This is a genomic window from Chryseobacterium gotjawalense, assembly GCF_030012525.1.
Taxonomy (GTDB): domain Bacteria; phylum Bacteroidota; class Bacteroidia; order Flavobacteriales; family Weeksellaceae; genus Kaistella; species Kaistella gotjawalense.
Genome location: NZ_CP124855.1, coordinates 557,753 through 581,488, shown reverse-complemented (window position 1 = coordinate 581,488; position 23,736 = coordinate 557,753). Strand labels below are relative to the sequence as shown.

The 23,736-nt window shown below is 35.9% G+C and carries 18 protein-coding genes; 11 read left to right on the top strand and 7 right to left on the bottom strand.

The genetic code is table 11. From position 1 onward, the window contains the following. Nucleotides 1-183: 183 nt before the first annotated feature. The gene (locus QGN23_RS02605; protein ID WP_282905480.1) at nt 184-591 is read right to left on the bottom strand and encodes a hypothetical protein; all 408 of its coding nucleotides are present in this window, start codon (nt 589-591) and stop codon (nt 184-186) included. Nucleotides 592-778: 187 nt separating this feature from the next. Here QGN23_RS02605 and QGN23_RS02600 point away from each other — a divergent pair, with 187 nt between their 5' ends. The 5 genes from QGN23_RS02600 to QGN23_RS02580 all read left to right on the top strand — a co-directional run bounded on the left by QGN23_RS02600 (nt 779) and on the right by QGN23_RS02580 (nt 5,649). Further along, a complete protein-coding gene (locus QGN23_RS02600) occupies nt 779-1,447 on the top strand; it encodes a YggS family pyridoxal phosphate-dependent enzyme (protein ID WP_282905479.1) in 669 nt (222 codons plus the stop codon). A 78-nt stretch (nt 1,448-1,525) separates the two neighbouring features. Further along, nucleotides 1,526-2,710: a sigma-54-dependent transcriptional regulator gene (locus QGN23_RS02595; protein ID WP_282905478.1), complete on the top strand. Its 1,185-nt coding sequence runs from the start codon at nt 1,526-1,528 to the stop codon at nt 2,708-2,710. A 164-nt stretch (nt 2,711-2,874) separates the two neighbouring features. Next, the gene (locus QGN23_RS02590) at nt 2,875-3,474 is read left to right on the top strand and encodes a hypothetical protein (RefSeq protein WP_282905477.1); all 600 of its coding nucleotides are present in this window, start codon (nt 2,875-2,877) and stop codon (nt 3,472-3,474) included. Then, on the top strand, nt 3,467-4,192 hold the full coding sequence (locus QGN23_RS02585) for a DUF72 domain-containing protein (RefSeq protein ID WP_282905476.1): 726 nt from the start codon (nt 3,467-3,469) through the stop codon (nt 4,190-4,192). The genes QGN23_RS02590 and QGN23_RS02585 overlap by 8 nt, the downstream gene beginning before the upstream one ends. 98 nt (nt 4,193-4,290) lie before the next feature. After that, nucleotides 4,291-5,649, top strand: a complete 1,359-nt coding sequence (locus tag QGN23_RS02580) for an MATE family efflux transporter (protein WP_282905475.1) — start codon at nt 4,291-4,293, stop codon at nt 5,647-5,649. Between the two features lie 400 nt (nt 5,650-6,049). Here the strand turns inward: QGN23_RS02580 and QGN23_RS02575 are convergent, their stop codons facing one another. From QGN23_RS02575 to QGN23_RS02560, 4 genes are read right to left on the bottom strand one after another with little or no spacing between them, the layout of a single operon-like run. Beyond that, nucleotides 6,050-9,208: an efflux RND transporter permease subunit gene (locus QGN23_RS02575; protein WP_282905474.1), complete on the bottom strand. Its 3,159-nt coding sequence runs from the start codon at nt 9,206-9,208 to the stop codon at nt 6,050-6,052. Nucleotides 9,209-9,224: 16 nt separating this feature from the next. After that, a complete protein-coding gene (locus tag QGN23_RS02570) occupies nt 9,225-10,280 on the bottom strand; it encodes an efflux RND transporter periplasmic adaptor subunit (protein ID WP_282905473.1) in 1,056 nt (351 codons plus the stop codon). A 4-nt stretch (nt 10,281-10,284) separates the two neighbouring features. Continuing rightward, a complete protein-coding gene (locus tag QGN23_RS02565) occupies nt 10,285-11,625 on the bottom strand; it encodes a TolC family protein (RefSeq protein WP_282905472.1) in 1,341 nt (446 codons plus the stop codon). A 1-nt stretch (nt 11,626) separates the two neighbouring features. Further along, entirely contained in the window at nt 11,627-12,226 is a 600-nt protein-coding gene (locus QGN23_RS02560; RefSeq protein WP_282905471.1) for a TetR/AcrR family transcriptional regulator, read from the bottom strand. A 314-nt stretch (nt 12,227-12,540) separates the two neighbouring features. Here QGN23_RS02560 and QGN23_RS02555 point away from each other — a divergent pair, with 314 nt between their 5' ends. From QGN23_RS02555 to QGN23_RS02530, 6 genes are all read left to right on the top strand, one after another. After that, nucleotides 12,541-13,422 carry a hypothetical protein gene (locus QGN23_RS02555; protein WP_282905470.1) on the top strand — a complete coding sequence of 294 codons (882 nt, stop codon included), beginning with the start codon at nt 12,541-12,543 and terminating at the stop codon, nt 13,420-13,422. Nucleotides 13,423-13,503: 81 nt separating this feature from the next. Then, the gene (locus tag QGN23_RS02550; protein ID WP_282905469.1) at nt 13,504-13,908 is read left to right on the top strand and encodes a hypothetical protein; all 405 of its coding nucleotides are present in this window, start codon (nt 13,504-13,506) and stop codon (nt 13,906-13,908) included. A gap of 14 nt (nt 13,909-13,922) precedes the next feature. Further along, complete coding sequence (locus tag QGN23_RS02545; RefSeq protein WP_282905468.1) at nt 13,923-14,660, top strand: CsgE family curli-type amyloid fiber assembly protein; 738 nt, start codon at nt 13,923-13,925, stop codon at nt 14,658-14,660. A 17-nt stretch (nt 14,661-14,677) separates the two neighbouring features. Further along, nucleotides 14,678-15,073, top strand: a complete 396-nt coding sequence (locus QGN23_RS02540; RefSeq protein WP_282905467.1) for a curli production assembly/transport component CsgF — start codon at nt 14,678-14,680, stop codon at nt 15,071-15,073. A gap of 83 nt (nt 15,074-15,156) precedes the next feature. After that, nucleotides 15,157-16,485, top strand: coding sequence for a CsgG/HfaB family protein (locus tag QGN23_RS02535; RefSeq protein WP_282905466.1), 1,329 nt, complete (start codon nt 15,157-15,159; stop codon nt 16,483-16,485). Continuing rightward, on the top strand, nt 16,482-17,993 hold the full coding sequence (locus QGN23_RS02530) for a carboxypeptidase-like regulatory domain-containing protein (RefSeq protein WP_282905465.1): 1,512 nt from the start codon (nt 16,482-16,484) through the stop codon (nt 17,991-17,993). Before QGN23_RS02535 ends, QGN23_RS02530 begins: the two co-directional genes overlap by 4 nt. A 91-nt stretch (nt 17,994-18,084) precedes the next feature. Here the strand turns inward: QGN23_RS02530 and QGN23_RS02525 are convergent, their stop codons facing one another. Both QGN23_RS02525 and dnaE read right to left on the bottom strand, forming a co-directional pair. Beyond that, complete coding sequence (locus QGN23_RS02525; protein ID WP_282905464.1) at nt 18,085-18,744, bottom strand: response regulator transcription factor; 660 nt, start codon at nt 18,742-18,744, stop codon at nt 18,085-18,087. 258 nt (nt 18,745-19,002) lie between these two features. Beyond that, nucleotides 19,003-23,655, bottom strand: coding sequence for a DNA polymerase III subunit alpha (gene dnaE, locus QGN23_RS02520; protein ID WP_282905463.1), 4,653 nt, complete (start codon nt 23,653-23,655; stop codon nt 19,003-19,005). Between the last annotated feature and the right edge of the window lie 81 nt (nt 23,656-23,736).

Sequence of the window (23,736 nt, the reverse complement as noted above, 5' to 3'; positions counted from 1 at the left end):
GATATCCGCATTATGAAAATCAGCGTATCCAAAAAAACGACCACACCACTGGCGACAATAAAATAATTAATCCCTTTGCCAAGCTTGTTTCTTTTAAACAGTAGAAATATAAAAAATATTACCACCAGCAAAATTTGGATTAAACTTGCTATATTTCTATTCCATTCGATCATTGTATATTAATTAATATGGTGGACAGAGTTGTCCGAAATTTAAACCCGGTAATTCCTCTGGAGTAGAGACTTTTACAGAATTATCTTTTGTATCTTCAGCTGCACCCATATCTTCTGGGGAAAAGAATATGGTTTGGTAGCCTTTGTAAAGTGGATTTAACCGTGGGTCAAATTGGCCGTCAGAATATTTTCCTAGTGTAATTCTGATTCCTTTATTTTTTATTCCCATTTTTTCCATTCCTTCGCGGATCATGTTGATATACTCCTGTAAAATTTCTAAATCATAAGTGTAATATTTAGAATCCGGTTTTTCAGGAGGTCTTTTTGCATTAATGGCCGCATAATTCGTTTTTTCGTATTCCGTAGCCAACTGATCACTTTCTTTCTTTGTAATCAAATGTTTTTCTAATGCACTCATTGCTAAATATGTTTTATTAGTAACAAATTTAAAGTATATTAGTTGAAACTGATGGGTGAAATCACCCAATACGGTAGTTTTTTTAAATTATTTTTCCGCAACTTCACCTCTTTTGTTAATAAAGGATAATTTCCTTAAATTTCGGAACTCATTTCTTTGAAGAATTGAACCTTAAATTAATAAACGAATGCAAAAATTTTCTCCCATTGCCAAGAGTTACGAAGAAATAAAAACCGCTTTACCGGATAATGTTCAGCTCGTCGCAGTGTCTAAGACTCATCCGAAAGAAATGATCCGGGAAGTTTACGATTTAGGACAAAGGGTTTTTGGCGAAAACAAAGTACAGGAACTGATCGAAAAGCATCCGCAACTTCCGCAGAATATTCAGTGGCATTTGATCGGCCATTTGCAAACCAATAAAGTCAAATATATTGCGCCTTTTATCGATATGATTCAAAGTGTTGATTCTGAAAAACTTCTGGTAGAAATTGATAAACAGGCAGAAAAAAACCACCGGAAAATAAAAGTTCTGCTCCAGGTGAAAATCGCCGAGGAAGACACCAAATACGGTTTAGAAGTCCATGAAACCAAAGAGTTATATATGGATTATCTCCAAGGGAAATTTCCAAATATTATTATTTCCGGGTTAATGGGAATGGCGACTTTTACAGAAAATAAAAACCAGGTTAGGAAAGAGTTTACCTTCTTAAAACATCTTTTCGACCAACTTTCTTCACAGCAGAAACTCGATACGTTATCGATGGGAATGAGCGATGACTATCCTCTTGCTGTTGAATGCGGTGCTAATTCAGTCCGTATTGGCTCAGCAATTTTCGGATCCAGAGAATATCTTTAAATTCCTCTTAGGTACGATTATTGCTAAGATAAAAGCAAAATTCAGATAATACTTTTACTCAATCCATAAATTTTTATAATGCAAAAAATCTTAATTGTTGAAGATGAAAAAGCCATTTCGGGCGTTCTTCAAAGCATTCTCTCAGATGAATTACCTGGCTATGAATTCGTTATTGCCGAAGATGGCTTAGAAGGCTTAAAACAAATAGAGAAGGAAGATTTCGCTTTGGTGGTTTCTGACATTAAAATGCCTAAAGTTTCAGGTACCGAACTTTTGAAACAGGCGCTTCAAATTAAACCCGATACGACTTTCGTAATGATCTCAGGGCATGCCGATATCGATACCGCGGTAGATTGTCTGAAAGACGGTGCGTATGATTTTATTTCAAAACCTATCGATATCAACCGGCTGATTACAAGTGTTAGAAATGCTTTGGACAAAAGAATTTTGCAGAAAACAAATCAGCACTTAAAAATAGAAAATACAACTTTAAAGAAAAAAGTTAATAAGAAGTATCAGATGATTGGCGAATCTCCTGCGTTGAAGAAAATTCAGGATATGATTGAAAAAGTAGCGGCCTCTGATGCCAGAGTTTTAATTACAGGACCCAATGGTGCCGGGAAAGAATTGGTAGCCCACGCGATTCATGCACAAAGTGACCGAAGCAAAGGACCGATGATTGAAGTAAACTGTGCGGCAATCCCATCAGAACTCATTGAGTCAGAGTTGTTTGGACACGTTAAGGGAAGTTTTACAGGTGCAATAAAAGACAAACAGGGGAAATTTGAATTAGCCAATAATGGTACTATTTTCCTGGATGAGATTGGGGATATGTCGCTCATCGCACAGGCAAAAGTTCTTCGTGCACTACAGGAAAGCAAGGTCTCACCTGTCGGAAGCGATAAAGAAATCAAAGTAGATGTGAGAGTTCTGGCGGCCACCAATAAAAATATGCAGGAGGAAATTAAAGCCGGAAAATTCAGAGAAGATCTTTACCACCGACTTTCTGTTATCGAAATTTATGTTCCTTCTCTGGATGAAAGAAAAGACGATATTAAACTTTTGGTGAAACATTTTGCCAAAATTATTTCTGATGAACATGGTACCGCTTTGAAAACCTTTGATGATAAAGCAATTAAAGCTTTGGAGAATTTCAGCTGGACCGGAAATATCCGGGAGCTGAGAAATGTAGTTGAGCGTTTGATCATTTTAGGATCAACTCCGATTAATGCAGATGATGTTGCCAGTTTTGTGAGAAAATAAAATCTAATAATCTTATTACTACAATAAGGATATTCTAAATAATAAACCAAAGTACCAATTTGTATTTTGGTTTTTTTATTTGTTTTTAATAGTTTTTGGCACATTAGATGCTTTTTTTTAATGAAAAATAAAAGAGGATTAAAAGCAATTCTAAATTTTCTGTGATGAAAAATAAAATTCCTGAACAAATTATTGGTGTAGAAAGTGAAGCAGTTTCAAAGATTAGTTTTGACAATCAGGATCTGGCCCGAATCCATTTTAAAAAAGTAAAAAAAAGGTTTCTGGATATTAATTCCTGGGAGCTTTTTGCAGGCAAAGAAAAGGCAGAATTTTCTCTTCGTGATGAAAACGGTAATCTGATTTTAGGTGATCCACAGGTTGGAAATTATATCAGCATTAAAGTGCCGCTGCTTCCCAACAGAGATGATGATGGACTCGACTGGGTAAAAATTGAAGTGTATGAAGAGGAAGCTTCTGCGGATTATGAAGCTGTTTATCTGAGAGTTCGTCCCAGTTCAAAACCTAACAACCACAGCAATGAAATCACTCATTTTTTAGATTCATCGGCAACCTCTAATTTCATCATTAAAAGAAGCGGAAAAGAAATCTCCGCCGAAATTTATGCGAGAAATGAAGTTCCTAATTCAAAAGATAAGTCGATTTCAGAAAAGATCCGAAATAAAATAGTTTCAGTTGGTGGAATGTTAATTGGCAGCAAAATTCAATGGGAAGGTTTAACTAAAGGTTTAATTGAAAATGAATAATAAAGTATATATCGGTTGTTCAGGGTTTAGCGAAAGACTTTGGAAAGGATTTTTCTATCCGGAAGAATTGCCTTCTAAAGAATATTTACGCTTTTATTCAAAGCATTTGAATGCCGTCGAAATTAATTCTACTTTTTACAGAAAACCCACTTTGAAAACTTTAGAAAAATGGCATGCTGAAACTGGAGTCGATTTTAAATTTTTTATCAAAATCCCAAAATTTATTTCCCATTTAAAAAAACTGACTGAAACTAAAACCGACACCAAAGAATTCTGCAAACATATTTCATCAGGTTTACAGGAAAAATTAGCAGGTTTTCTTTTCCAGCTTCCACCGTCTTTTACATACAGCAAAGAGAATTTGGAAAAGGTAATCGATACGGTTGATAAAAAATACCTGAATGTGGTAGAATTTCGGCACCAATCCTGGTGGAATGCCGAAGTCTTTGAAAATTTAAATAAACATCAGATCGTTTTTTCCGGGGTTTCTATACCTAAAGATATTCCGGATGATTTTATTATTAATAATGATGACTTTGCGTATTACCGTCTTCACGGGATTCCTGAACTGTTTAAATCTGAATATTCAGAAAAGGAACTTACAACTTTAGCGGCGGAGGTTCGAAAATTTAATGGAACTTCATTTATCTTTTTTAATAATACGTACGGAACCGCCGGAATAAAAAATGCTGTTTATTTGAATAAATTTTTTGTCTGATCCAGCTTAACTCTTATTCATATTACAAACAAAACCCTTTAAATAAAAATATATCTAGAAAGTTTGCAGTAAATTTGCCGCAGATTTTTTTATATATTATGCAAATTTTAAATCCTGTACATACCAAAAGATTATTTAAGTTAGCACTTCCTGTAATGATCACGCAAGTAGGTCAAGTTTCTGTGCAACTGTTTGATAATATAATGGTTGGTAAACTGTTGGGCGCAGATGCACTGGCGTCTGTATCTTTGGCCAATGGTGTATTTTTCTCTGTTTTTGTTTTGGCATTAGGCTTTTCACTGGCAATTCCACCATTGGTTGCAGAAGCACAGTCACAAAATGATCACAACATGATCAATCGTATTTTTCGTCATGGTTTTGTGGTGAATATGTTTATTGGTTTGTTATTAGTTATTTTGATGCTCTTTGCTCTGCCATTGCTATATCATCTCGATCAGCCGGCGAATATCATTCCGGACACCGAAAGTTATTTACGGATAACCATTATCAGTATTCTGCCATTTATGGCCTTTCAAACGATGCGTGAAGTTTCCGAAGGGTTGAGTTTTACCATAGGCGTTACCAAAGCCACCATTATTGCCAATGTCATCAACATTGTTCTGAATTACGTTTTTATTAAAGGAATCGGTATGGAATCTATGGGGGTGGATGGTTCCGCATATGCCTCTTTTATCGCCAGAGTTTTCATGGTGGTCTTTCTGTTTTTCGTAATGAGAAAGAATCCAATGACCAAAAGGTATATGGCGGATTTCACGTTAAAAACTAAACTTTTTCAAAAGAAAATGTTCCGAAAGTTAGTCAAACTGGGATTGCCAACTGCCTTACAAATGTTCTTTGAAGTAACCGCATTTGCAGCAGCCGCTTTTATTTGTGGACTGATTTCTGCAAAAGATATTGCAGCGCATCAGATTGCATTATCTATGGCTTCCTTTACCTTTAATCTTTGCATTGGTTTCAGTATTGCCACTACCATTATGGCGGGAAATAGATTTGGAGAAAGAAACTATAAAGAATTAAGAAATGTCGGGATTAATAATCTGAAAATAGTGTTCATTTTCATGGTACTGTGCGGAATTATATTCATCGCCGGAAGAAATATTTTACCTACATTTTTTACCAAAAAAGAAGATGTCGAGGTCATCATACTGGCCTCAAAATTACTAATAATTGCAGCACTTTTTCAGCTTTCAGATGGTTTACAGATTCTGTCTCTGGGAGTTTTACGAGGAATGCAGGACGTGAAAATCCCGAGTATCCTTACGTTTGTTGCTTACTGGATCATCACTCTTCCGTTGGGATATTATCTTTGTGTAACCAGAGAAATGGGTGCCTATGGAATGTGGATTGCTTTGGGAATTGGCTTGACGATTTCGGCATTTTTATTAATAAGAAGGTTTTTAAGACTGTCTCAAAAGAATATAGATGCCGCATTGTAAGAGACCTTAAACTGTCGTTGTTTATTATTTCTACATTGTAGGAGGTTTGTCATTTTTAAATAAAATAGAGATACTCCAAGTTGATATCTATTATGTTTTATATCGTAAAGTCATCATGCTATTTTTCTTTGATAAAATCTTAAAGTAAAATTAAAATCAATATTACCATTAGATAAATCATTAACAATGAAAAAAAAAATCCGTCAAAGTTAATAACTAAGGTGGATTTTTTTTAGAATGAAATACTGAGAAGTTATAAAGCTTTTTACAACGATATTGGCATCTTAGAATAAGATTATAATTGAATTCTTTTCCCAGAAGTCATTAACAACGAAACATAAAAAAAACCGTCAAAGTTGATAACTAAGACGGATTCTTTTTTTAGGATGAAACTGAATGGTTAAAATTCAATCTCATTTTCAGGATGAATATGTTCGTATTCTTCTTTCATCATTTTTCCATAATTATTCTTTTCTCCTTTTGAAAATCGTTCTTCTAATTTTACGATAATGTAATACACGACCGGAACGATAATTAAAGTCAGGAATAGTGAAGATAACAATCCACCGATAATTACAATCGCCAAACCGTTATTCATTCCGGCTGCGGCACCAGAAGCCATAGCAATTGGCAGCATTCCGAAAACCATTGCAATGGTGGTCATCAGAATCGGACGAAGTCTCGCGTGATTGGCCTGTATTAGTGCATTTTCAATTGTTTCCCCGCTTTCCATCCTATGATTGGTGAAATCGACCAATAAGATCGCATTTTTTGCAACCAAACCGATGAGCATAATTACCCCAAGAATGGTAAAGATATTTAAACTCTGATTGGTAAGAGCAAGTGCCCAAAGCGCTCCAATAAAAGATAATGGAATTGAAAAGAGTACAATAAACGGTTTTACAAAATCATTATAAAGCACGACCATAATCATATAAACCAGCATAATCGCCGCCAATAAAGCCACTCCCAAGGTTCCGAAACCTTCACTTTGGTTTTCCATATTTCCGCCCCAAAGCCAGTTCACCCCGGCAGGCTTCTTTATTTTCTCCATTTTAGCTTCCCATTCAGATGCAACGGTCCCCGTAGTTTTACCAACGACCTGTGATTGAATGGTGACAGATGGTGACCGGTCGTAACGCTCTAATAAAGCGGGACCGGATGAATTCGTGATGGACGCGAACTGAGAAAGTTGAATTTTCTGTCCTGCGTTATTGATGAAACTGATGTTTTTCACATCATCAATATTTTTTCGGTATGCTTCATCTAAAATAATATTGATGTCGTATTCATTGTTCCCGGTTCTGAATTTATTGCTGTCGTTTCCGCTAAATGCAGTCCGTAAAGTTTGTCCTACGGTTGCAACATTTAATCCCAACAAAGCCATTTTGTCACGATCGACACTTACCATAATCTCCGGATTTCCCTCTTCTACAGAAAGATCAACCCCTGATGCTCCGTCGATCGATTTCAGTGCTGCTTCTGCTTGTTTCGCGTAATCCATCACTTCTTTCAGATTGGGTCCCACGATGGTCATCTGCAATGGCGCTTGTTCTGCACCCATAAACCCAACCGGCACGGTCGTTATTTTTGCGCCTACCAGTTCTCTTTCTAATCCGCGTTTTATTTTTGCTGCATAGACTTTTGAACTTTCTTTGCGTTCTGACTGTTCTATCAGTTTTAGACTGATTTCAGATTTATAAGTAGTGGCTTGCGAACCACCCAGACCTCCGGAGCTGGACTGCCCAACTGTTGTGATCATGCTGGTAATCGCAGGATCTTTTTGCAGGAATGCTTCTGCTTTTTGAGTCATAAAGTTGGTTTCCTCGATCGAAACGTCTTTCGGCATTTCAATTTGCACTAAAAACTCTCCTTTGTCTGTCGCCGGGAAGAAATCCGAACCGATATAACCAAAAGCCATTAATAAAATACTCGATGCAAAAAGCAAAATAACGATGACAAAAGTTTTGATTTTATGACCTAAACTCCAGGTAAGAATACCGGTGATAAAATGAGTAAATGCACTTAAACCTGCTTCGAATTTGTAAATTATTTTTCCGAAAAGAGAATCTTTACTGATTAAATCAAGTTTTCCGTATCTGGAATACAACCACGGTACTACGGTAAAAGAAACTAATAACGACAGTAAAGTCGCAATAATTACGGTTACACAAAACTGTCGGATAATATCTGAAACCAGACCGCTACTCATCGCAATCGGAAGGAATACTACTACAATTACCAAGGTAATCGCTGTCACGGTAAAACCAATTTCAGAGGCGCCATCGTAAGCTGCTCTTGCTCTGTTTTTACCCATTTCCATGTGCCGGTGAATATTCTCGATGACCACAATGGCATCATCTACAAGAATCCCAACTACTAATGAAAGTCCCAATAAACTCATTAAGTTTAATGAATAATCCAAAATATTTAAACCGATAAAAGTTGCAATAAGTGAGGTCGGAATTGCCACCATCACAATAAGTGCATTTCGGAAACTGTGAAGGAAAAACAACATTACAAATGCTACTAAAGCAACGGCGATAAATAAATCTTTAATCACAGAATGTGCTGCTTCTAAGGTAAATAAGGAGCTGTCATCAGCAATATTTACTTTTAAATTCTGGGCCTTGTACTGGGTTTCCAGTGCGGCTACTTTTTTGCGAACCAGTTCACTTACATCAACTGCATTGGCATCGGTTTGTTTTTGTATCTGTAACAAAAGGGTTGTTTGCTGATCAACCCTTGCGATTTTATCGGTTTCTTTTTGAGTGTCTTGAACCTCAGCAACATCAGAAAGTTTGATGTTTTGTCCGTTTTGAGAAGAAATGATTAAGTTTCTTAATTCATCTACAGTTTGAATTTTTCCCGAAAGCCTAATTAAAGTACTGTTAGAACGTGTTTTTAAACTTCCAGTAGGGAAATCAAGATTGGAGGCTGTTATAACCTGCTGTACCTGAGGAATCGTAAGACCATAACCTTCCAGTTTATATTGATTAAGATTTACGCGGATTTCTCTTTCCTGACCTCCCACAATATTCACCTTGGCAACTCCTTGAATCCGCGAAAATTCAGGCTGGATTTTTTGATCTATCAAATCATAAAGTTCGCTCTGGGTAAGGTTTGCTGTAACTCCCATGCTCACAATCGGCATATCCGAAAGCGAGAACTGAGAGAGTGAAGGCTCTTCTATATCATCTGGAAGTTCGGAACGGATGGCATTTATTTTCCGTTGGGCTTCATTCAATGCAAAATCTACATTCGCATCGTTATTAAAGGTAATGATAACTGCTGAAAGACTTTCGTAAGATTTCGACTGTATTTTTTTGATTCCTTCCAGAGAAGAAACCGCATCTTCGATTTTTCTGGAAACGGTACTTTCAACCTCGGATGGCGATGCACCAGGATAAATGGTGGAAACGGTTACCACCTTTACTTCAAATTTAGGAATCAGCTCATAGTTGAGCTGGGTATAACTGAAAAGTCCGCCGATAATAAGTAATGCAAGCATTACGATAACTAAACTGGGCCGCTTAATCGATACTTCTACTAATTTCATATTGATAATTTACCGATTACTTTAAAATTCTAATTTTAGTTTTGTCTGAAAGATTGATCTGGCCGCTGGTTACTACCTGCTCTCCTTCATTTAAACCGCTTACTATTTCTACTTTGTCGCCGTAATTAACGCCACTCTGCACTTTTGTCAGATAAGCGACATTGTTTTTTACCACAAAAATGAGGTTATCACTTACGCTTCCTACAAATGCATCTCTTGGTACTACCAGTACGCTGTTTACTCCTGTCCGGTTAAACATTGCACTTGCATACATGCCCGCTTTTAATTTATTAAAGCTATTGGGAACGGTAATTTCGACAGGAAATTTTAAAGCTCCCGATGCAGAGGGCGCGATAAATGTGATTCTGCCTTCAATGGTTCCATCGATTACATCGGGTTTTACTTTTACATTATTTCCTAATGATAATTGGGTTACTAATGCTTGATCAACATCAACTTTAAGTTTTAATGAAGAAATATCAACAATCTCTACAAGAGGAGTTCCCGGTGCAACAACAGATCCTACTTCCACCATTTTTTGATTCACGATACCACTGATTTTTGCAATGATATTGGTATCACCTGACTGTAGTTGTGCAGATTGTACCTGTGACCGTGCATTTTTCACTTGCAGTCTCGCTTGGTCTAACTGCAAAGCGGTAACACCACCTGTTTTATAGGCAGCTTCATATCGGCTTAATGCTGACTGAGCTTGTGATAGATTGGCATTGGCATTTCCGACAGTTACATTTAGTTTTTCACCAGCTAGTCTTCCTATGCTTTGCCCGGCTTTTACATAACTTCCTTCCTTAACATATAGTGCAACCAATTGTCCGTTGATTTCTGAGGCAATTTGACTTTGCTTATTGGGTAAAAATGTTCCGTTAACGGTAAATTCGCCACTGATTTCTTCTCTTTTTACGGGCGCTGTCCTTACGGCTACATCGGTGTTTTTCTCGGCAACAATTGCAACCTCCTGCTGGTTTTTCTTTTTGTTATTCTGTAGAATCCAGTAGAATCCGGCTCCGATAATGATAATGGCCAATATGGTAAATAAAGTTCTTTTTTTCATTTCTTTAGTTTATTTCTTTTAATGTATTAAGTTTTCCCTGCGATTTTAGCAATTCTATTTCTGCAAGTTTATAATCCAGTTTCGCTTGTGTGAGATTATTCTTGGATTGAGTAAGGTCTTTTTCAGCATCTAAAATATCGCTGAGTGTTGCCAAACCGTATTGATAATTTGATCTGGTGTTCGATAATACCTCATCGGCAAGTTTCACGTTTTCTAACTGCATATTTATGGTTGTCATATTATTTGTCAACAAGGTGATTGCATTAGAATGTGCTAAATCCAAACCTAATTTGGTCTCATTAAAATCTGTTTGTGCTTTTTCAATGTCGATTTCATTAAGCTGAACCTTTGATTTTGTAGCAAACCCATTAAAAATAGGAATGTTGATCTGTAATCCTATTGAAGCTAAATCTGACCAATACACTCCATTTTTTGAACCATTCCACAAAGGAAATTTACTTCCCTGACCGACAAAGCCATAGTTTGCGATAAGTCCTACCGTTGGGTAATACTCTGCTTCAGATGCTTTTTTTTGCCATTCCAAAAGTTCTAACTGTTTACTTGCAAGACGAAGTTCTGCTCTGTCTTCAAAATTTCCTGGATCACTATCCGGTAAAATGGCAGGATCAAAAGTTTGATTGGGCAACTCAATTTTCTCTGCCATCGGCATTCCAATCATAAATTTAAGCGCGTTTTCGCTCAGTTGTACCGAATTTGCTAATTGCTGTGTAGTCGCAATGATGTTATTTTTTGCAACAACCGTTCTGTCATAATCTATTTTTCTTGCAAGACCGGCATCATATAGCCCTTTGATAATTTTAATGGTTTGGTCTGTGATCTGAAGATTGTTTTCAGCATTCAATAACATTTGTTCACTTTGATAAACTTGGTAATAAGCATGTGCTACCTTTTCAATAATTTGTTCTTCTGTAAGTTCTTTATTAATGATATAAAATTCGCGGGTTGTTTTTGCCGCTTTCAAACCCGTAAAAACAGACTGATTAAAAAGCACTTGTGAAAGCTGAATGTTATTGCTGGAAGTCCATTTTTGCCCAAAGGCTACTTTTATCTGCTTTCCGGGTTCACCAAATACATCACCAGGCAAAACAGTTTCTTGCAGTAATGGATTATAAGAAGTATTACTGCCGATTGAAATATTGGGATATGCGCTTGATTTTACCTGAGCAATTTGTGCCTCACCTTTTCGGATATCTAACTGGGCTTTCTTGGCATCAGCTTTATTTTGCAGAGCATAAGAAATGGCTTCCGGCAAAGTAAGAATTCTTACTTCCTGCCCGAAGATTAATCCGCCACAGAAAAGGAGGCTTAGTGCTACTTTCTTCATATTAATATTTTATTTTATTTAAAATTTCTTTTCCTTTTTCATTAGTGATGGCGTTCATGTACATACTCATAATTTCATGTTTATAATGAGCTTTATTGATTGTAGCAGGGTCCACATAAAGAGGGTTTTGCATAGACATGAGCAATTGAAAAAATAATTTAGAATACACTTCTGCATCAAAATTAGTTCGGTATAATCCCTGTTCCCTTCCTTTTTCGATATTGTGAACCAGAACTTCGGCGAATTTATCTGAAAATTCAATCATGTGTTTATTGAAGATTGCCGGGTAGTACTTGATCAATTGTTTAATAAGGATGGTATTGTTGGCATCTGCAACATTATCCATTTCCTCATCCCTGCAAAACATCCTTTCAATCGCGTTTTCAATCGTTTGATCCAGATATTTTAACCGGGTGATAATTTCTTCAAGTTTAAAGTGAAGCACCTCTTCGATGAGTTCTTCCTTGTTTTTATATTTAACATATAAAGTCTTTTTGGAGATCCCGAAAGCTTTCGCAATATCATCCATTGTCAAAGTTTTTGCACCGTTTTCAAGAAACAACTGTGAAACTTTTGTTAAAAAAATTGTATCCTCTTCCATAATAAGTTTGCAAATATAAGAAAGAAAACTAGAAAACAAAAATAGTTTCCTAGTTTTTAATTTTCTCTGCGATCATCATTTAATTGTGAATATGACGTGGGAAAGTCATCTGCAGCCCTATTTAAGAAATTTTAACTTTTTTCATTTATAGGTTTTCTATAGCACGATTGCGTAAATACCTCATTTTTATATAGGTGTATTAACTGTGTTCTTCATCGTTTTCATCCAATTAGGAAATTTCATTTTTATCGGTGGTTTTTTCGCTTCAGAATCGATATACATTTGTATCACAAACTAACCAAAAATTTTTAATCATGAAAAAATTACTAGCAAGTGCATACGCACTTATGGCAGTTACCATCGGTTTTGCACAAAGCAACCATGATGAAACTAACCAATACGGAAATTCCAACCATGCAACTGTTGGGCAACACGGTCAAAAGAATTACAACACAATTGACCAAACGGGAGATAATAACTTTTCAACTGTAGACCAGCATGGAAAACCTTTCTTTACGTTCCAAATGAATAACAGTAATAAAACAACACAAGTAGGTGATTGGAATATGTCTAAAACAGAACAGTATGGTAAATATAATTCAGTAACCCAGATGCAAAATGGTAAAGGTTCGGTCAACAATCGTAACTCTGTCTATGCAATGCAATGTGGTGAGCTTAATACAGCGGTACAAAACCAATATGGCACAGGTAATTATGAAGAATCAAAACAATATGGTGAGCTTAATACCGTAAAACAAAATCAAGGTAGTCCTGGCCATGCCGCTAAAGGCAATAAAGCTTACGCATGGCAAAACGGTTTTTTAAACACCATTATTCAAACTCAAAAGGGAGAGAAAAATGAAGCTCATGCATGGCAAAATGGAGGTTTATTAAATCTGATTGATCAAAATCAAGATGGATACAATAATTTTGCTGATGCAAAGCAAACAGGTTACACTGATAAAATCTATCAAGTTCAAAAAGGAGATTCCAATAAGGCATATGCTACACAAGTTGGTAACAGAAATACTATTAGCCAAACACAAACTGGTAATGGTCATTATACAAAAGATTACCAAATTGGATGTGATAATACCATTACTGTTGTGCAGGATACTAACAGTAGTTACAGTTGCTGCAGTAATGTAAACCTGCCGTCAACAAATTGTCCAAAAGGAACCGTTGGTTGTCATTAAACCTAACGACCTGATATTAATTCATCCTTTGGGAGAAGTTATTTAATGGCTTCTCCCTTTTATCCAGAAAATAATAAAATCATGAAAAACACACTCTTAATCCTCACGATTCTCTGCAGTTTTTTGATGGGTGCACAGAGCATTGATTTTAAAAACATCAGCAGTTTAAATGTTTTAAATATAATCGATGCGCCCAGAACCAATGTTTCTGAATTCTCTACGAAGGCATCAGTTACGCAAATAGGAAATAACAACAATGCTATGATTTATGATAAAAGTAAAAGAAGTGATTTAATGATTCGGCAAACGGGTGATTTTAATACCACTTTAATGACCAACACCAATCCTCATTTAGAAAACAAACAGAAAGTAAATGTTGAAGGCAATAACAATTATATCGATGTTACAGGAAACAACAGTAATTCGAAAGAGATGCAGATTAATCTAAAAACAAACGATAAAATGATTTTTGTACGACATTATTAATATAAAATAAAAGGATGAAAAATATTAGTAAAAGTATCAGTCTTATTTTCCTCTTGCTACTTGGAATTAATTCAAACGCACAGGACTCCGGTAAAGTTATTGCAAAAATTGAAACTCATGATATTGAAGGAGTACTCAATCTAAAAGCAGTCGCTCAAAATCAAAGTGAAGTTTTCCAATCCCTTAATTATATCTTTCTTGCTGTGAAAAAAGATAAAGGGAAAAATATGTCCTCTTCAAAACAAGAAAATAAATTTACCCTTCTTCCGAAAGAAACCAGAGTTCTTTCGGAAATCTCTATTAATGTCAATAAAGATGACGCCTTGAAAGTTTATCTTTTTATTAAAGATGAAAAAACCGCGAAAGTTATTGCAAAAGACAGTTTGGAAATGAATTCTAAAAGTTTAAAAAATTCTGTAGCCTACGAAAAAACATCCAACGAAGAGAATGTGATGTTGAGTAATTTGGTTATTAACGATACCAAAACCAGAGTTGGTGAGGATTTTTACACCAAACTCTTTTCTGTTCTAATGCTGAACGATATCAAATTTAGTTTTAGAGTTCGTATTGCAGAATTCCCATCAACTGGAACAAATATGATGCTTCAGGTTTTTGCTGATGATGAAAATGTGCTCACGTTTATGGCACGTCCAGATGAAGATTATATCAATGATGCAGTAAAAGAAACTATCGGTAATCTGATACAATTCGAACAGGATCGCCAGGTGTCAGACAAAGGCTTCATTTATTAATTAAAAAAAACAATGCAATGAAAACACTTATTTTATATTTCGTTTTAGGATTGAGTTTTGTGGGTGCCCAACAATTTGTTTACAAACCAGTCAATCCGGCTTTTGGTGGCGACACTTTTAATTACCAATGGCTTTTAAGTTCAGCTTCTTCCCAAAATCAATTCAAAGGTGATACTTCAGCTTTTAATTCACTGAGCTCGCTTGATAGTTTCACTGAAAGTCTCAATCGGCAGTTATTGAGTCAACTGTCTCAAAAACTCTTCGGAAATCAATTCGGAGATGGAAATCTAAAACCGGGAAATTATACTTTCGGTTCAATGTACATACAAGTTACACAGTCTGATAAAGGATTAATAGTAAGAATTTTAAATACATCAACAGGTGAGCAGTCAGAGATCATAATCCCGAACTAAGAATTAATATCATGAAAACTTTATTAACAATCAAAATTTTACTCCTGCTCTTCTTGCTAGGCGTAATAAACAGCTGTGGTACAATGATGAATCTGCCCGCCGAAGGAGATAAATCTACATTGGGAGAGATGACTCCCTATACCAAACAGCTCAAAGAATTACCTGCACCGGAAGAAAAAATTGTCATTGGAGTCTATAAATTCAAAGACCAAACCGGTCAATACAAAATGGCAGAAAACGGCAGCAATTGGAGCACCGCTATTCCACAAGGAACCACTTCTATTTTACTGAAAGCTTTAGAGGATTCTAAATGGTTCCGTCCCATTGAAAGAGAAAATATCGGAAATCTTTTAAATGAACGACAAATTATCAGATCTACCAGAAAAGAATATGAAGTGGCAACCGACGGAAAAACGATTATCAGCGACCAACTGCCACCACTACTCTACGCTGGAATCCTCTTAGAAGGAGGAATAGTTTCCTATGATACCAATGTAATGACGGGTGGAATGGGTGCGCGTTATTTTGGAGTCGGTGGCGGAACTCAGTACCGGCAAGACCGCGTGACGGTTTATCTGCGCGTGGTCTCGAGCATGACGGGTGAAATACTTAAGACTATTTATACTTCCAAAAACATTCTATCGACTACGGTCAACGGAAGCTTTTTCCGGTATATTGACACAGACCGAATTCTAGAGGCTGAAATGGGCTTTACCCAAAATGAGCCTGTAAGTTTAGCGGTTACTCAGGCTATAGAGAAAGCGGTTTATACTTTAATTTTAGAAAGTGTTGAAGACGGAACGTTTCGAATAGAAAAGGTTCATGAAAAAGAATTAAAAGATCTTCTTCAAAAATATCATACAGAAAAAGAACAAAACACACATCAGTTAGTCGGTAATAAGTTTTCTGATAAAGAAAGGTCGCGGGCATCCGTATTGCTATTGGCCAATGGTGATATTATCAAAGGTGATTATACCGATGCTAAAATGAATATAGGCGGAAAAGCGGGATTCAAATATTTTTTTAATGATCATGTGAATGCCGAAGTGAGCGTCGGTTTTGAAAAGTTAGAAAATAAGGGAATCGTAAAAAATAATTTTATGTACACTGATCTCAATCTTGAATATCTTCTACTGCCAAAGTTTAGCTTTTCCCCTTATGCCTATGCAGGTCTTGGATCGATGTTTAATGGCAAGAATTTCTTAAAATATCAATTTGGTGGTGGCCTAGAGTATTTGCTGGGAAACAATCTCGCTTTTAGGCTCAACGCTCAATACGATATGGGATTTGATGATACTTGGGATGAGTTTATCAATGGTAAACGAAAAGATCAGGCCTTCCATATCGGTGTTGGAATTAATTTTTATTTTGATCAGGCTAAGAAACTCAATACAAAAAAAATAAAACCATGAAAACGCTCTTATATTCTTTATTAGGATCTCTCCTTTTTCTTTTCTGCGTTTCCTGTAGAGAAGAATTAGTAGGGAAAGTATCAACAGGCATAATAACGGGAAAAGTAGTTAAAAAAGGAACCAATACTCCGCTGGCTAATGTGAAAATATATACGTCTCCGACTACTCAAACTGTTTTTACTAAAACAGACGGCACATTTATATTAGACAATGTCCCGTTAGGAGATTATTCTTTAAAAGCAGAACTCACCGGTTATTTATCTACATTTCAAGGAGTGAACGTAAAAACACAAGATGGGATAAGTGTAGTTTTTGAAATGTCAGATGATAATTCTTTAAACTCGCCACCTTCAGTCCCAATTTTATTAACTCCAGCGGATCAGTCAGTGGATCAACCTACATCGGTAAACCTTACCTGGAGCTGCACTGATCCTGATCCCGGGGATTCATTAAAGTTAAAATTTAAAATTATTGTAAAAAACAGTTTAAACAATATCGTTTTTGAAAAAGAAAATATTAAAGTTAAAAATTATGTTTTAGATAATTTAATTTTTGGAGTTACTTATTTCTGGCAAGTCGTGGCAGATGATACCGTGAATACTCCAGTTTATAGTGCAATTCAACAATTTAAAGTTTCAGATACCCCGAACAATAGATTTCATTACGTGAAAAAAGCAGGTTCTAATTATTATATAGTTTCCAGTAATGAAGCTGGTCAGAATTTTCAGTTTACTCCAAATTCTGTGAACAGCTGGAGGCCTAAGTTGAATAATGATGCTGGCTTAGTTGCATTCCTGCGAACTGTTGCCGGAACCACCCAAATTTTTACCGCCAAAAAAGATGGTTCTAATTTGAAACAGGTAACTACTACTCAACCGGTATTAGGATATAATTATGAAGATTTAGATTTCAGTTGGAGTACCAACGGAAGTGAACTGCTGTATCCAAGTTTTAATAAACTGTATAAAATTAATAAAGACGGTAGCGGATTAACTTTAGTTTATACCACAACAGATGGAAATTTTATTACCGAATGCGATTGGAGTATTGACGGATCAAAAATAGCTTTAAAGACAAATGATATCAATGGCTACAATGCCAAAATTTTCATTATCGATCCATTGGGAAATATTCTGCAGACCGTTCTAACCGGACAGACAGGTGCCGCGGGGGGACTGAATTTCTCTATTGCCGGTGATAAACTTATTTTCACAAGAGATATCTCTGGATACGAAAATCCAAATCACAGACAACTGGATTCACATATTTTCCTTTATAATTTGACAACCAGTGTTTTAACGGATATTTCTCTTTCAAGTGAAAAACCTGTTGGCTCAAATGATTTAGATCCTAGATTTTCACCTAATGATGCTGAAATTATTTTTATGAACACTTCTAATGATGGGATCTCTGAAAAAAGTATCTATAAAATGCCACTGAATCTACTGAATAATGGATCGTCCCGAACATTATTATTCAGCACTGCAGAAATGCCTGACTGGGAGTAAGATTTTAAAACAAATTCATGAACTCATCCTTAATTTTTTAAAGTAAGAAGCAGATCCATAAGATCTGCTTTTTCCATTCTAATATTTGTAATTAAAAAACAACCAATTTATTCTCTAAGGCAAATTTCATTAATTTAGAAGAACTGTTGAGGTTGAACTTAAGCATCATATTTCTTCGGTGTGACTCTACCGTATGGGCACTGATGAATAGTTTTTCTGCAATTTCTTTAGAGCGCAACCCTTCACATATTAAAATCAGAACATCTTTTTCTCTGGCAGTAAGTTCTTCGGCTAAGTTGTGCTTTTTTTCGTCTTCTTCATCAATATTGCAGATGAAATTTAAAAGTGCACTTTTTGCATCATCACTTACAAAAATTTTTCCGTCAATCACCTGAGACATGCCCTCCAGAAATTCCGTACTACTCGTGTCCCGACCAAAATAACATTTTATCCCTTTATCAAAAAACTTTTTAATGGATCGAACTTCAGCATTGGCAGAATGAATTATTATTTTAAGCGTTGGGTTTAACTGAAGAAAGTGATCAATACTTTCATTAACATCTGTAAGGCCTAATCCTAAAGTATTTATAATAAGGATACAGTCTTTTTCAAGGATGTGTTTTTCAAGCTGATCGAAATCTACAACACCTTCGATAATATATCTTTTTGTAATACCGTGTCGGTCTAGAAAACAATCCGTACACTCCAAATACAATCTTTGAAGATTGTAAATAATTATTTTATTTTTCATGGCATTTATGTTTTATACGAAATTAATACTAATTTTGATTAAAACCTAATAATACCAAAGTAATAGAGATTATTAATAACGCAACCGTATTATATTTATCAAAACAAAAATTAAAACGAGCACACTTTGTGTAAACCTCAATATTAGCTGTCGATAAAAACAAATGTTGTTTACGATTAATTTTCTATTTATATTGTTTTTTAGCTAATATAATTTCATTTTAAAATAAGAATTATTGTGTGAACTTAAAAAATTAATCTAATTTAGAAAAATCTGATATTTTTGAGTTTCATTAAATACTTCGAGTAAATCTCCATTAACGTGAATCATGGTTTGCATGCTCATGAGTTCAATTTGACTTTCATCTTCGGGATTTTTAATAAAGAAATTAAGTTTTTGCTCGCCTTGATGCTCATCAAATTGATTTTTGAAAAATTCGATATCTTCTTTTCGCAAATCATTCACATCAACTACAACGGTCATTTTCTTTGCAAACTTTTCAAATGCTTCTTTAAGGTCAATAACCTCTGAAACATTCACGAAAACCCGCCCATCATTTGCTTGTGAAAATTTAATTTTAAAAATAATAAATCGTTGGACATCGATTTTGTCTCTGAATTTCATATAATCCCGGTCTCCTAAACGGAAAGAATAACTTCCACTGTAGTCTTCCAACAACAGAAAAGCTACTTTTTCACCGCTGTTTCTCCCATCGCGGATACTGTATTCTGTTATCAAACCGGCGACCATATACTCCGGCGTATTGTTTTTTAGAGCTTGTTTTTCCTTCCAGTTTAATTTATCATTATTAAATAAATCCGGTTGATTGGCAAAAACTGTATTTTTAAAATTTTCAATTTCATCTAAATTTAAAAAATTAAAATTCCCCCGGGGCTCTACTATTTTAGTGGGCTCTTCAATCAAAGCATCCTCTTCACCATCTAAGATTTCAGCAGAGAGATCTACCAAATCGTCGTCTGAATCGTCAATCTCTGAAACTTCAATCGGTAAGATCACTTTTTCGAGTTCTAAAGTTTCATCTTTTTTACCTTCTAAAATTTCTTTCTTGCTCAAAGCTCCCTGCAAAAACTGGAACTGATATTTATACTCGTCCAAAGGATGCGCAGAAAGATAGAAGCCGATAATTTCTTTTTCTTTATTGAGTTTATGCATGTTTTGCCATTCTGGTGCAGGATTTATTTTGGGCTGTTCTATTTTTACCTCATCGGCGAAATCTGCAAACAGGGAATTTTCGATCTCATTTTTACTGTCCTGAAAACTGTAACCATATCGTAATAATCTTTCAATATTAGTCTTTCCAGAAGTATCGATGTCGAAATACTGGGCACGGTGATAGCGGTCAACTTCATCAAAAGCGCCGGCAATCACCAGACTTTCCGCGACTCTTTTATTCATTTGTGAAGAAGGGATTTTTTCAAAGAAATCATAGATATTCTTATACCGTTCCTCTTTTCTCGCTGCAACAATTGCTTCACTCGGACCTTCGCCAATCCCTTTAATCGCTCCCAGTCCAAACCGGATCTGGCCTTTCTCATTGACGGCAAAAGCGTATTGGGATTCATTCACATCAGGACCCAAAACATCAACACCAATACTTTTACAATCCTCCATAAATAAAGTGATTTGTTTGGTATTGTTAATATTATTCGACATCACACTCGCCATATACTCTGCCGGATAATTGGCTTTCAGATAAGCGGTTTGATAGGCAATTAAAGCATAACAGGTAGAGTGGGATTTGTTGAAAGCATATTCAGCAAAGGCTTCCCAGTCTTTCCAGATTTTATTGAGTTTGGTTTCATCGAGGTTATTGATTTTTCCACCTTCCAGAAATTTTGGGTACATTTTATCCAGAACATCTCTTTGTTTTTTCCCCATCGCTTTACGCAAAGTATCGGCTTCACCTTTGGTAAAATTGGCCAGTTTCTGAGAAAGCAACATTACCTGTTCCTGATAAACCGTAATTCCGTAGGTTTCTTCCAGATACTCTTTGGTCTCTTCCAAATCATACACGGTTTCTTCTACGCCATTTTTCCTGTTAATAAATGTTGGGATATATTTGATTGGACCCGGCCGGTACAAAGCATTCATGGCAATTAAATCTGCAAATTCCGTCGGTTTCAGTTCCCGCATATATTTTTGCATTCCCGGACTTTCATACTGGAAAATCCCAACTGTTCTTCCCTCTTTAAATAACTGATAAGTTTTCGCATCATCCAGAGGAATAGTATCAGGATCAATGTCAATCCCGTGTTTTTCTTTAATGAGTTTAATGGCGTGTTTAATGATGGTTAAAGTCCGCAATCCCAAAAAGTCCATTTTCAGCAAACCGGCACTTTCCGCCACCGAGTTATCAAACTGCGAAACCAAAATATCTGCATCTTTTGCCGCAATCGTAATCGGTACCAAATTCGTAATATCTTCCGGCGTAATAATCACTCCACAGGCATGGATTCCGGTATTTCGAATACAACCTTCCATTTTCTGGGCAGCAGAAAGAACTTCGTAACGTTCATCTTTTGGATTCGCCAAAATATCTTTCATTTCCTGCGCCAAAGCTTTATCTTCTGGAGCGAGTTTTTCAAATTTGGCAAATGCTTTTGCAATATTCATTCCCGGTGATGGCGGGATTAATTTCGCAATATTATTGGTCTCAAAAATCGGCAGATCTAAAACCCTTCCCGCATCTTTTATCGCAGATTTCCCTCCCAAAACAGAATAAGTGATAATTTGGGCAACATTACTTTTACCATATTTTTCAACCACCCATTTGATGATTTTATCACGGCCTTCATCATCAAAATCGATATCGATATCGGGCATCGAAACCCTTTCAGGATTAAGAAAACGCTCAAATAGCAAGTCATATTTAATGGGATCCACATTGGTAATTCCGGTGCAATATGCAACCGCAGAACCGGCAGCAGAACCACGTCCCGGACCAACCCAAACGCCCATTTTCCGGGCTTCATTACAGAAATCCTGTACAATCAAAAAGTATCCCGGATAACCGGTTTTCGCAATAACTTCTAATTCGAAATCCAGCCTTTCCCTTATTTCATCGGTGATTTCTTCATATCTTTTTTCGGCACCTTCATAGGTTAAATGTCTTAAATAAGCATTTTCTCCTCTTTTTCCGCCATCAACCTTATCTTCGTCACTTAGAAATATTTCAGGAATATCAAATTCTGGAAGCAATACGTCGCGCTTTAAAGTATAAGGTTCAAATTTGGCCACCAACTCATCATAAGCTTCGAAAGCATCTGGAAATTCCCGGAAACTCTGTTTGATTTCCTCTGTTTGTTTAATATAAAATTCATGAGAAGGCAAGCCTCTTCTCTTACCAAAACCTTTCCCAACAGGCGAAGATAATTTTTCACCATCTTTAATACAGTATAAAATATCCTGAATATGTGCCTCTGATTTTTCGGTGTAAAAGGTTTCGTTTTGAGCTAAAATTTTGACTTCATATTTCTCCGCAAATGTTAATAGAACATCATTTAAATAATGTTCTTCTTCAATTTCATGGTTTTGAAGCTGTACATAAAAATCATCACCAAAGGTATTTTTCCACCATTGAAAAATCTCCTCTCCTTTCTGTTCACCAAATTCTAAAATTGCATTAGGAATATCTCCCATTGTTCCGGCAGTTACCGCAATTAAATCTTCTTTCAATTCCGCAATCATCTTTTTAGAAATCCGTGGAACACCAAAATAGAAACCGTTGATATAACCCAAACTCGAGAGTTTTGCCAGGTTTTTATAACCATTAAAGTTTTTCGCCAACAATACCATATTCGTTCGCCGGTCGGGATCATCTTTGGTAAACTGCTTCTGATCCGGACGGTCTGAAAGATAAAACTCACATCCAACAATTGGAATTAAAGGATTTTTCCGAGGTTCCGCATCAGTAAATACAGTTCCATCTTCTTCCGCTTTTTGCTTTTTATCTAAATAGTCCTGATACGTTTTTTTAATATTACCATTGGTTTTTTCAACTTCAGAAATAAATTTAAACGCGCCCATCATATTCCCTAAATCAACGATACCAACAGCGGGGAAATTATTATCCAGTGCTCTTTTTATCAATTCATGAATATGCGATGACGCCTGAAGTGACGAATAAATACTGTGATTGTGGAAATTAAAATAACTTCCGATTTCAATCTCATCCGTATTATTAAAAGTAGTTTTTTTCTTCTTTTTCGAATCCGCAACCTGTCTTCTGATAACAATCGGAAATGGTCGGATGGCAACCGGATTATTATTAATATAATGCTGTAATTCTGAACTTTCGAGTTTCAAAGTTTCAGCCGGAATGATCCCAATCCGCATCATTTCAAAGAACACTTGCGCTGTTGCATTTACGTCGGCTGCGGCATTGTGCGCTTCATCAAATTTTTCATCGTACAGCTTTTCGTATAATTCTGTAAGTTTTGGCGATTTATATCTTCCACTTTTTCCGCCACCTAACTGACAATAATCAGTTCCCAACTTCATGGTGTCTGCGGACGGAATTTCCTGTAAATTATTATCGATTTCTTTTCTGAAAAACTCAGCACCCACAATATTATAATCGAAAATAATATTATGTCCGATAACGACTTCTGCTTTCTTTAAAGCTTCTTTAAATTCCAGTAAAACTTCATTCAAATCACGACCTTCCTCAGTCGCCATCTTTGTAGAAATCCCGTGAATTCTTTGAGAGGAGAACGGAATATCATAACCTTCAGGTTTAATGATATAATCCTGATTTTCAAGCAAATTACCTTCTTTGTCATGAAGTTGCCACGCAATCTGTACCATTCTCGGCCAGTTGTCGGAATCGGTAATCGGAGCGTTAAAATTTTTAGGTAAACCGGTGGTTTCAGTATCGAAGATTAAAAACATGTAGAAGAAGAATTTTGGTAAAATTAGGCTAAAATTTCTTTAAAAAAAAGTTGCTATTTTCGAAAATAGAACTTATTTCTC

Excerpts from the sequence above, each read along its gene's own strand:
- QGN23_RS02605 (WP_282905480.1), bottom strand. The coding sequence starts at position 591 with ATGAGTGCATTAGAAAAACATTTGATTACAAAGAAAGAAAGTGATCAG.
- QGN23_RS02600 (WP_282905479.1), top strand. The coding sequence starts at position 779 with ATGCAAAAATTTTCTCCCATTGCCAAGAGTTACGAAGAAATAAAAACC.
- QGN23_RS02595 (WP_282905478.1), top strand. The coding sequence starts at position 1,526 with ATGCAAAAAATCTTAATTGTTGAAGATGAAAAAGCCATTTCGGGCGTT.
- QGN23_RS02590 (WP_282905477.1), top strand. The coding sequence starts at position 2,875 with ATGAAAAATAAAATTCCTGAACAAATTATTGGTGTAGAAAGTGAAGCA.
- QGN23_RS02585 (WP_282905476.1), top strand. The coding sequence starts at position 3,467 with ATGAATAATAAAGTATATATCGGTTGTTCAGGGTTTAGCGAAAGACTT.
- QGN23_RS02580 (WP_282905475.1), top strand. The coding sequence starts at position 4,291 with ATGCAAATTTTAAATCCTGTACATACCAAAAGATTATTTAAGTTAGCA.
- QGN23_RS02575 (WP_282905474.1), bottom strand. The coding sequence starts at position 9,208 with ATGAAATTAGTAGAAGTATCGATTAAGCGGCCCAGTTTAGTTATCGTA.
- QGN23_RS02570 (WP_282905473.1), bottom strand. The coding sequence starts at position 10,280 with ATGAAAAAAAGAACTTTATTTACCATATTGGCCATTATCATTATCGGA.
- QGN23_RS02565 (WP_282905472.1), bottom strand. The coding sequence starts at position 11,625 with ATGAAGAAAGTAGCACTAAGCCTCCTTTTCTGTGGCGGATTAATCTTC.
- QGN23_RS02560 (WP_282905471.1), bottom strand. The coding sequence starts at position 12,226 with ATGGAAGAGGATACAATTTTTTTAACAAAAGTTTCACAGTTGTTTCTT.
- QGN23_RS02555 (WP_282905470.1), top strand. The coding sequence starts at position 12,541 with ATGAAAAAATTACTAGCAAGTGCATACGCACTTATGGCAGTTACCATC.
- QGN23_RS02550 (WP_282905469.1), top strand. The coding sequence starts at position 13,504 with ATGAAAAACACACTCTTAATCCTCACGATTCTCTGCAGTTTTTTGATG.
- QGN23_RS02545 (WP_282905468.1), top strand. The coding sequence starts at position 13,923 with ATGAAAAATATTAGTAAAAGTATCAGTCTTATTTTCCTCTTGCTACTT.
- QGN23_RS02540 (WP_282905467.1), top strand. The coding sequence starts at position 14,678 with ATGAAAACACTTATTTTATATTTCGTTTTAGGATTGAGTTTTGTGGGT.
- QGN23_RS02535 (WP_282905466.1), top strand. The coding sequence starts at position 15,157 with ATGATGAATCTGCCCGCCGAAGGAGATAAATCTACATTGGGAGAGATG.
- QGN23_RS02530 (WP_282905465.1), top strand. The coding sequence starts at position 16,482 with ATGAAAACGCTCTTATATTCTTTATTAGGATCTCTCCTTTTTCTTTTC.
- QGN23_RS02525 (WP_282905464.1), bottom strand. The coding sequence starts at position 18,744 with ATGAAAAATAAAATAATTATTTACAATCTTCAAAGATTGTATTTGGAG.
- dnaE (WP_282905463.1), bottom strand. The coding sequence starts at position 23,655 with ATGTTTTTAATCTTCGATACTGAAACCACCGGTTTACCTAAAAATTTT.